The sequence below is a fragment of the Streptomyces sp. NPDC048057 genome (assembly GCF_040653095.1).
Lineage (GTDB): Bacteria > Actinomycetota > Actinomycetes > Streptomycetales > Streptomycetaceae > Streptomyces.
The window spans coordinates 263,807-272,719 of sequence record NZ_JBEZNF010000009.1; the positions used below are offsets into that span (position 1 = coordinate 263,807).

7 protein-coding genes are annotated in these 8,913 nt (G+C 69.1%); all 7 read right to left on the reverse strand.

Translation table 11 applies throughout. From position 1 onward, the window contains the following. Nucleotides 1-3 precede the first annotated feature (3 nt). From cas1b to cas6, 7 genes are read right to left on the reverse strand one after another with little or no spacing between them, the layout of a single operon-like run. Complete coding sequence (gene cas1b, locus AB0E05_RS13290) at nt 4-984, reverse strand: type I-B CRISPR-associated endonuclease Cas1b (RefSeq protein ID WP_361962501.1); 981 nt, start codon at nt 982-984, stop codon at nt 4-6. Continuing rightward, nucleotides 984-1,505: a CRISPR-associated protein Cas4 gene (locus tag AB0E05_RS13295; RefSeq protein WP_361962503.1), complete on the reverse strand. Its 522-nt coding sequence runs from the start codon at nt 1,503-1,505 to the stop codon at nt 984-986. The genes cas1b and AB0E05_RS13295 overlap by 1 nt, the downstream gene beginning before the upstream one ends. Further along, a complete protein-coding gene (gene cas3 / locus AB0E05_RS13300) occupies nt 1,502-3,928 on the reverse strand; it encodes a CRISPR-associated helicase Cas3' (protein ID WP_361962505.1) in 2,427 nt (808 codons plus the stop codon). Before cas3 ends, AB0E05_RS13295 begins: the two co-directional genes overlap by 4 nt. Continuing rightward, nucleotides 3,910-4,608: a CRISPR-associated protein Cas5 gene (locus AB0E05_RS13305; protein WP_361962507.1), complete on the reverse strand. Its 699-nt coding sequence runs from the start codon at nt 4,606-4,608 to the stop codon at nt 3,910-3,912. The genes cas3 and AB0E05_RS13305 overlap by 19 nt, the downstream gene beginning before the upstream one ends. Beyond that, nucleotides 4,605-5,660, reverse strand: a complete 1,056-nt coding sequence (cas7i, locus tag AB0E05_RS13310) for a type I-B CRISPR-associated protein Cas7/Cst2/DevR (RefSeq protein ID WP_361962509.1) — start codon at nt 5,658-5,660, stop codon at nt 4,605-4,607. The genes AB0E05_RS13305 and cas7i overlap by 4 nt, the downstream gene beginning before the upstream one ends. After that, complete coding sequence (locus AB0E05_RS13315; protein ID WP_361962511.1) at nt 5,660-7,009, reverse strand: hypothetical protein; 1,350 nt, start codon at nt 7,007-7,009, stop codon at nt 5,660-5,662. Before AB0E05_RS13315 ends, cas7i begins: the two co-directional genes overlap by 1 nt. A gap of 56 nt (nt 7,010-7,065) precedes the next feature. Continuing rightward, nucleotides 7,066-7,800: a CRISPR-associated endoribonuclease Cas6 gene (cas6, locus tag AB0E05_RS13320; RefSeq protein WP_361962513.1), complete on the reverse strand. Its 735-nt coding sequence runs from the start codon at nt 7,798-7,800 to the stop codon at nt 7,066-7,068. Nucleotides 7,801-8,913 lie beyond the last annotated feature (1,113 nt).

An 8,913-nucleotide genomic window follows, 5' to 3' on the forward strand; every position in this document is an offset into this window, starting at 1 on the left:
CCCTCACCACCACGGCCGGAACGGCTTGTACGGCGTGCCCTCAAGGCACAGGCGGACGACCTTCAGGGCCTCCAAATGCATCAGCTCCTCATAGCTCACCTGGCGTTTGAGTCCCCGGTGGTGGACCGTGGTCGCCAGCTCCTCCCTCACCAGCGCGGCGATCTTCTTGCGGCCGTCCTTGCTGAGCGATGCGCGGCCGACGTCGGTCTCGAAGTCGTTCTCCTTCAGGTGCTTCTGGCTCGCAGCGCGCCGCAGCAGGCGTTCCGCGAACAGCGGCTTGAAGGGTTCCGCCAGGTCCAGGGCAAGGGTGTTCCTCCGGCGGTCGGTGTCCGCGTGGAGGAAGCCGATCGCCGGGTGCAGCGGCGTGCTGCGCAGCGCGGTCAGCAGTCGGGCGTACACCAGGGCGTTGAGGTAGCTGACGAACGCGTTGCCCGCGTTGGTCGGCGGGCGGCGCGTGCGGCCGTTCATCCGGAGCCACGGCGGTAGGCGACTGTCGAGCACGGCCCAGGCCGTACGCCGGAAGTTTCCTTCCTGGCCCATGATCGCGTCGTTCGTCCGGCACTCGGGAAGCGCGTCCTTCAACGACTCCAGCGCCGAGTCGAGCAGGTCGGTGTCTAGCGACCAACGGATGTTCTCCGCCGTGGCGAGCACGAGCGAGCGACCGATCGCGAGCCGCTGCTCCTCATCGGCGGTGATCTCGACCTGGCGTCGCACGACCGTGGCGGACGACATGGACTCGGCCGGGCTGAAGTGCCCGGCGTGGTTGCCGTAGTGGTCGAGGATGTGCACGGTGACGCCGTTGCGACTGAGCAGCGACAGTGCTGACGTGTTGACGTCGACGTGGTCGAAGACGACCAGGTCACGGATGTCGGTGATGGGGATACGGACCGGGCTGCCGTCCGGGCGCTCGACGCGGACGCTGTTGTCCTCGCGGCGGATCCGGCAGGGTTCGGTCAGCCAGTACGTACGGCCGACGGCGGGCATCAGTCTCCCCAGCAGTAGTCGAGGTAGGAACATCCGCGGCACTTGCCGCGGATCAGACGGTCGGGAGCCACGGAGGCGGCGACGACGGCTTGGGCCCGCTCCTCCGTGTCCTCGGCTTCGGCGCGGGCGTCGTCGTCCCAGACGACATCCGTCGTGCGGCGGATCAGGGGGTAGTGGACGACACCGCCCCGCACGTTGACACCTCGGCGCTCCAACAGCAGGCAGTAGTGCCTGACCTGGGCGGTGTGCCCGGGTGCCGGGGCCCGGGAGGACTTCGTCTCGTGGACGACGGCTCCGGTCGTCACCCAGTCGATCTTCGCTTCACCGAGGTCGACGTCGCGACGCCGGGTGAAGGTGGTGTCGTCCACCACCTCGCCGAAGGCCACCAGGTCGCTGCGGTGTTCGGGACGGTAGCCCCGCGCGTACAGCCAGAGCTGCCGCGGACAGTGGACGAGGTACTTGATGTGCACGCCACCGACGGCGGTCTCGTCGTCGGCCGGCAGGTCGGGATCGGGACTCACAGGATCGTCTCCTGGCTGGCCAGAGGGCGCAGGCCGAGGACGTCGTCGTACTCGCCCTCACTGATGTGGACCTTCAGGTAGGGGTCGTACGTGCAGCCGAATGCCGTCAGTTGCCCGAGGCGCAGGGGGATCAGCAGCCGGGAAGCGAGGAGCGGGTCCCCCTTCCTTCCCCTGGTCAGCGCCTGATATTCGGCCTTGTCCTCGTGATGGAGCACCTCCACGCTGTCGAACGCCTTGGTGAGGGCGTGCGCGAACTCGCTCCGGTCGTGGAACGGGTCCGTGAAGGTCAGGAAGCGTGCGGTGAACTCGTCCCGTTGCCGTCGGGCCTCCTCTGCCCACTCCTCTCCCCACTTGGTGTCGTACGCCCGTCGAAGTAGTTCGTCGATGTCCTGTTCGCTGAGCGCGGTCGCACCGTCGGCGGCGAGACTGGTGAGCGCGTTCCACGAAGCGTCCATCGCGCCCGGAGCATACGGCTTGTGCTTCTCGACCGGATGGACACGGAACTCGACCGGCCCTTCGGGATGCAGCCCGCGCCGGTTCACCCGTCCTGCGCGCTGAGCGACCGCTTCCACCGGGGCGCATTCCACGGCACCGCGGTCGAAGTCGAGCTGGAGGGACACCTCGACCGCCTGGGTGGCGACCACCAGTCCGCCTCGACGCGCGGGATCTCCCTCCCTGCGTTCGGGATGGCGCCGCAGCAAAGCCTTCTCGATCGCGTCCCGGTCACCGTTCTTGAACCGCGAGTGGAGAAGGAGTGCCGCGCTGGGGTCACCGGGCCGTGCCTCCCGCGCCTCCTCGGTGAGCTGTTCGAACAACGCTTGAGCGCGGGCGACCGTGTTCGCCACGACGAGGACGCTGTGTCCCTCCCGTAACTGCTCCCGCAGCCGTTCCACGCTCTCCGGAGCGTCCACCGGACGTTCGTCCAGCACCAGATGGTGCCGTACGGGACGTGTACCCGCCGGTGCGCGGTGGACGGTGACCGGCTGCTCGACGCTCTCCTCGATGATCTGGACCATGGTGTCGGCGAGCGTCGCCGACAGCACGGCGAACCGGCTGCCGAGCCGCTCCCACAGCCGCATCGCCGCGCAGAGACGCCCGAAGGTGTCGGGCTCGTACGCATGCAGCTCGTCCAGGACGAAGAGGGCGTTCGCCTGGTCGAGCAGTACGGAGGAGTACGTCGGCCCGGCCACGGCTCCGCTGAGGAGCTGGTGCGGGGTGGCGACCCGTAGCCGATGGGTGAACAGCCGCATCGCGTTCGCCTGCGCCCGGGCCTTCCGCACCTGGTCCGCCGTCGGTTCGGTGTGTGGGTCCCCGGCGGCGCAGTCGTCCTCCAGCGCCTCGGCGAGGAGCGTCTGAGCGACGGTGCCGTGCAGCAGTCCGATGTCCGCTTTCTGCTCGCCCGGCGCCGGGATCAGGTTGTCGGCGAAGCGGCGGCGGATCGCGTTCAACGACGCCTTGTACGGCAGCGTCCACACCACGCGCGGGAGACCGGACATCGTCGCCATCTGTCCAGCGGCCCACGCGAGTCCGGCCTCGGTCTTGCCGCTCCCGGTGGGCGCGATCAGCACCAGATGGCCCGAGGATTCCGCGGCCCGCAGCTGGTGGACGTGGGGTTCGTACGGCAGACGCGCCAGATAGTCGGAAGCCAGCGGCATGTGGGTCTGGAGGGCGACATGCGCGGAACCGGACCGGTCGGCCAGGGTGAGCGCGCCCTGCGCGAGGACCGCCAGCAGCCCGCGATGGGGTTTGACGGGCTGCCGCCAGGCGTTCAGCAGTTCCTCCAACACGTCCCGGGCGCGATGTGCCAGCGGCGGGTCACCGGGGGAGGTCGTGGGCGGATCCGTGGCGAGATAGCCGCAGAGCCACGCTAGCCACTCCCGGTGCAGGAAGCGCGGCACCTGCGACACGGTCTCGCCCGTCCTGAGGTCGGCACCGGTGCCGAACGCCTCGTTCCAGTCCGTCTCCTTGTTGTACTGCCGGCTCAGGGCCGGTTTGCCCCCGTGGCCGCCGCTGTCTCCGCTGAGCAGGGCGCGGTGATGGGTGGCCACCAGCGTCGCCACCATCAGACGGTCCTCCGCGGTCCACCCCGTGGCTTCGGCGAGCAGATCGACGTACGCGAGGGACAACACCTCGTGTCGCTCGCCCCAGGGCACCCCGCCGATGTCCACCTGGCGCTGAAAGCCCTCGGCGATCTTCCCGGCGTCGTGCAGGAGCGCGGCCCGCCGGACGCGGGACCAGAAGGCCGGCGCGTCGGCGAGGACACCTGCGTTCCCCACCCGGTCCTGGATCGGGCCGACCGCGGCATGGACCGTACGGGAGTGGGTGGTGAGCCGCTCCCGGTCGTGGATCGGCGTGGACTTCGCCCGTAGGTCGCCCAGGGAGGTCCGCCAGGGCGGCGGGCCGGTCACGGCTCCAGGAGCCACAGGGCCTGTCCCTTCTTCTGGTAGTCGGTGTCCTCGTAGGCGCCGCGGACCGGATACCGGCCCGCGGGGGTGTCGCACCACAGGTAGTCGGACCAGCGGCTGGTCATGCGGTCCGTCGAGATGGACGCGGCCATCCGGTGGACCGTCGCGTACGGCACGTCGTGGCCGGTGGTCGGCGCCAGAGCCGACCCCACGACCGCCTCCGTGACCGGTCCGAGCGTGACCTCCACACGCTCCTGGAGGTGGACCAGATCCTGCGAACGACCGAGACGGAGACCCCACACGGGGCGCCGGAACGCCCGGGCGACGCGGTCACCCTCCGGACCCGGCAGCCACACCGTCAGATGTACGTCCGCGCGGAAGGGCCGCATCCGCAGGGTCATCCCGCCCTTGCCCGCGCGCACCCGCCCCGACACGGCAGGGTTGGCGCCGCCCGCGTCGATCGGGTGGTACGTCTCCGCATCCACCCCCTCGCCCTCCGACCAGGCGGCCATGCCGAAGGCCAGGGACTCGTACGGCGCCCCGGTGGCCGCGGCGAGCAGGCCCCGCACCGTGGACGGCGGCGGCACCGGAAGCCCACGGGTGAGCCCGGGGAAGAACGGGTCCCGGAAGGACGCCACGGGCGCGTAGAACGTCAGCCTCCACGCCGGAAGCGGTTCGGCGTACGACACCGTGGTCACTCAGCCGCGTCGTCGAACCAGGCGTCCCATGCGCCTTCGCGCATCTCTGACGCCAGACCGAGCAGGATCGTACGAGGATGATCCACCACGACGGTGCCGTCGGCGATCTCCTGCGCACACACCTTCTCGAAGTCCTCCCGCAGGTCGTCGCGGAACCCGGGCCGCCATCCCACCCGGACGGGCGACACCCACTCCCCGTTCCACGCGGCCAGTTCCTTGCGTAGCACGTCGCCCCGTACCACCAGGCCGTCCTCATCGCCGGTGATCACATGCGCGAGCGGATTGACACCCCCCTTGAACGGCACCATGACGATCAGGGACGGAACTCGGTCCCCGTAGTGAAGTGCCTGCTTGGCGCCTCCGCTGAGATGGGCGATCGCCTCCAGCAGCAGCGCGGCCCGGTGACGGCGCTCCTCGACCGGCAGCCGTACGGCACCCTGACCGCGGAACACTTCGGTGCCGGCACCCAGCGCCGCGGCCTGGGCGACCTGGAGGGCCTGCTCCTGCGTGAGGTAGTTCGGCCGCCCGACGCCGTCGGAGTTCGGCAGGGTGAAAGTGCCGATCCTCGGCAGGTCGAGCAGGAACGGAGCGGCGAGGTCGGCGGTGTAGAACTCGTGTCCGTGCAGAACGGGTTCACTCACCCCGCGCGACATCACCCCGAAGTCCTCCGTCGGGTGCACCGGCACCACCGACATCAGCGTGCCGAGCATGAACGGGCTGTCGCGGAGCGTCGTGGCGGCGTCGTCCTTCTTCGCACCCGCCCGCATGTACCCGAACAGATCGTCGTCGGCGTAGGTGATCGGGTCTGCGTCGGTGTTGGCCTTCTGGGCCCGGTTCTGCGCCTTGCCCACCCGGGTCACGGGCGACGCGGGCACGCCCCGCTCCACCATCCCGTCCCGGATCCAACGGCGCACGGCCTGGGCGGAGACGTAGGGGTGGCGACGGCCGCGTACGGTCGCGTACTTCACCCGGGCCGTCGTGTCCTCGCCCTTGCCGTTGTTCGGGGCGCCGGCCTCCACGGAAACCAGCATCCTGCCTGCCAGATAAGCCATTACGCCCCTCCGAAGTAGTACTCGTCGTCCGCCGCCAGCACCGGCTGCTCCAGCAGGGCCTCGACCCGCTTCCGCTCCTGCGGATCCTCCGGCGGTTCGGCGACTTCGATGCCGCGCTCACCGAGGACGCGCAGCACCTCGGCGCCCAGCAGCATGCGGTGCTCCCAGGCGCGGGGCCGCTTCCCGATCAACGGCTGCCAGGCCGCCGGATCGACCTCGACCTTCCGCCCGTCCAGCTTCAGCCGGTACCCGGCCTGGTAGAGGAGCTGCCCGAGTTGGTAGCCGTTCAGCCCGGCGTTCCGGTACTCCGCCAGCCGGCCGCGCGGGCTGCCACTGCCGTGCTCGATCCAGTCGGCGATCAGCGTCGCCACGCCCTTCAGGTCCGGCTCCATGCCGTGTACCTCCTTCTCGTATCGGAAAGCGAGCCGGGTCAGGGCCGTACGATCTCCGCCGGTCCACCGATCGGTGTCCCACAGCAGCCGATGGGCCTGCGACAGCAGGGAACGGCTGCGCCCGTCCTCGGCCTCGAAGACCAGACGCGCCGCCTCGCCCGCCCCGTCAGCAGAGACCAGACCCTCGCGGTCCCGTTGGGTGAGTGCCAGCTCCATCAGCCGCCATCCACGGCGCAGGACCTTGTTGCCGTCCACGATGGCGAGGAAGCGCGGTACCGCTCGACGCGTCCGGGTAACCCGCAGCCACGGTTCCTGGTTGTCGTTCTTGAAGCTCCACAACGTGGTGGCGGACAGTCCGCCGTCGACCGCGCGCAGCGCACGCAGAGCGACCAGTTCGGGGCGAGCGCCGGCGCCCAGACCGGAGAAGCCGATGTGCGCGATACGCCGGGCTCGCTCCACGTTCCGTGCCGCGAACTCGTACTCGGCGGCCGGGCTCTCGCACGAGAGCACCGTCGCCGATCCGGCCGTGACCCACGCCCCGTACGGAAGCGCCCACATCGCGACCCGGCAACCCCGGCACACGGGCCAGCCGCGCATCCCCGGCGGCAAGGAGTTCAGCGCCTTGTTGGTGTCGAAGAGCGGCAGCATCGACTTGGCCCACAGAACCGACGCCGGAGTACCGCAGAAGGTGCAGGGGCGCGGGGCCTGAGTGTCGTCGTCCGGGGCGAACATCGGCTCCATGGCCTCCCTGAGGAGAGCCTTGTCGCGAGGCCGGCCGGCATGGGTCGGCTTGGAGTTCGGGTAGAGCGCGAACAGGACCTTCCACCAGTCGTACGCCGCAACCGTCCTCGCTGCGACGGCGCAGTGCACGGCATCGGCCAGCACGGAGCGGGCAACGCCGTCGAGGTCCTCCGAGGTCACCTGGTCAGGTCGTTCCCTCTCGGCGATGACGGTCACGGCCCACGCTCCGGCGCGCTGCAAGGGATGCCCGGTCGCGGTCAGAGCCCCACCGCTCACCGGATCCACCCGAACCCCTGCACTGTGTCGAGGCCGAGCCCCCACGACCGAATGGCGTCCACGAACCGCGGATCGGCCTCCATCGCCACCCGCACCTGCGCCCCGATCCGAGGCGCCCCCCGTACGGAGAACCGCCGCCGCGGCCCAGCCTCCAGCACCCGCAGCCCGCGCGGAGCAGGCAGTCCCAACACATCTGCCTTGTGGGTGAGGTTGTGCTGCAAGCGTTCGACGAAGTGCTCGTCGCGGGGCAGTAACTCGCGCCCGTCGTGCCGCACGACGACCGGAGTCGCCGTCTCCATCTCGACCACCCCTTGGGCGGGTGTCGGCGTACCGACCTCGACGGTGAAGCCCTGGATAGGCAAGCGAGCAGCCCCCCAGACGATCTCGGTCCGCCGCGCGAGGGCGGCCACCAACGCCGAAGCGATCTCGGGCACCGGCGACCCGAGCCAGATCGATCCTGCTTGGGAGGTCGTGTAGACGCCGCGCTTTCGGGGCGCTCCCTTGAACTGAGGGCTGGTGATCCCGATCGGCTTCAGCGGGTGACCATGCCAGCCCTCGTCGTGCAGAGACTGAGCGAGGGCGGGGTCGTGCTCCTCTAGCAGCCGGTAGACGACGGCACGTGCTGGTCCGTGTACGTCCTCCCAGGAGAGGCTCGGTTGGTCGGCTTGGACATCTACCTTTATGCGCATTTTGGTCGTCCGTGGAGATGTGTTGTCGCGCGTCGAATGCACGTCTGAACTCCCATTTGGCGAAGGCTAGTTGGCCTCAGTGAGCAAGAGGGTGATTTCTTGTCATATGCCACCTCGGCTATCCCCCGTGTGGTAGGAGGTCGCAGTGGTGACTCCGTGCTCGGAGATGACGGTCTCAGCGATATCGGGGAGCCGTTGGTAGCTGTTCGTGTCCGCGATGCTGCTCGGTTTGAGCGCGTCACCTCTGAACCAGCATGCGCCTGCGGAGCAGGCTTGGCCAAAGCGCTCTGACCTGGGAGGTTGCGCTACCGAAGGGTTGCTGCAGTGCGTGCTGTGACGGCGCTCGCGGTTGTGGATGGATTACTGCCGTCGAACTCTTCAGGGCTGATGACGACCAGCTACACCACCGCGGCCGAGGCCCGCCGGCACTGGTTGTGAACCCTCCTGGCCTGATGACGACCCGTTAAGCAGGTGCCCGCGACGGCGCCGCAGACGACGTTGCGAATCCCCCTGGGCTGATGACGACTTGCAGTGGGTATCGCGACGTGTGAGGGGCGGGCCGGTTGCGAACCCTCCTGGGTTGATGGCGACCGTGTCCTGGACTGCGTACGCGGCGGCACGCCTCGTGTTGCGAACCCTCCTGGGTTGATGACGACGTGGACGCTCGGGCACGGTGCGGCGGTCGTGATGGTGTTGCGAACCCTCCTGGGTTGATGACGACACCGACGGGCCCGCCTCTGGAGAGGTGCGGGCCCGTGCTGCGAACCCTCCTGGGCTGATGACGACCACGGAGCGCACCATGCACACCACCACCACGCCAGGCTGCGAACCCTCCTGGGCTGATGACGACCCGAGGGTAAAGTCCCAGGTCAGGAGCCTTCCGGGAGTTGCTCTCCACCTGATTTTTGCAGCGCCTCGGCGGTACTGCATCTGTGCAGGTCAGAAAGGTGTCTCCAAGCGCAAGCAAGGCTGAGGATGATGGTCGGTCCAGCATGCCAGGAGTCGGCCCACTCGGATGGTCAAGTTGTGGTGGTCGACTCACTTCCCGCGATCGCCTACGCCTAGATGAATGAGTCCGATGTTTGTGCTGGCCGCGACCATGGCGAAGGGCGCCCGTTGGTCGGTGTGTGAAGACAAACCTGGACGCCCTTCTGG

What these genes read in the sequence shown, in the direction of transcription:
- cas1b (WP_361962501.1), bottom strand. Translation starts at nt 984, where the DNA reads ATGCCCGCCGTCGGCCGTACGTACTGGCTGACCGAACCCTGCCGGATC.
- cas7i (WP_361962509.1), bottom strand. Translation starts at nt 5,660, where the DNA reads ATGGCTTATCTGGCAGGCAGGATGCTGGTTTCCGTGGAGGCCGGCGCC.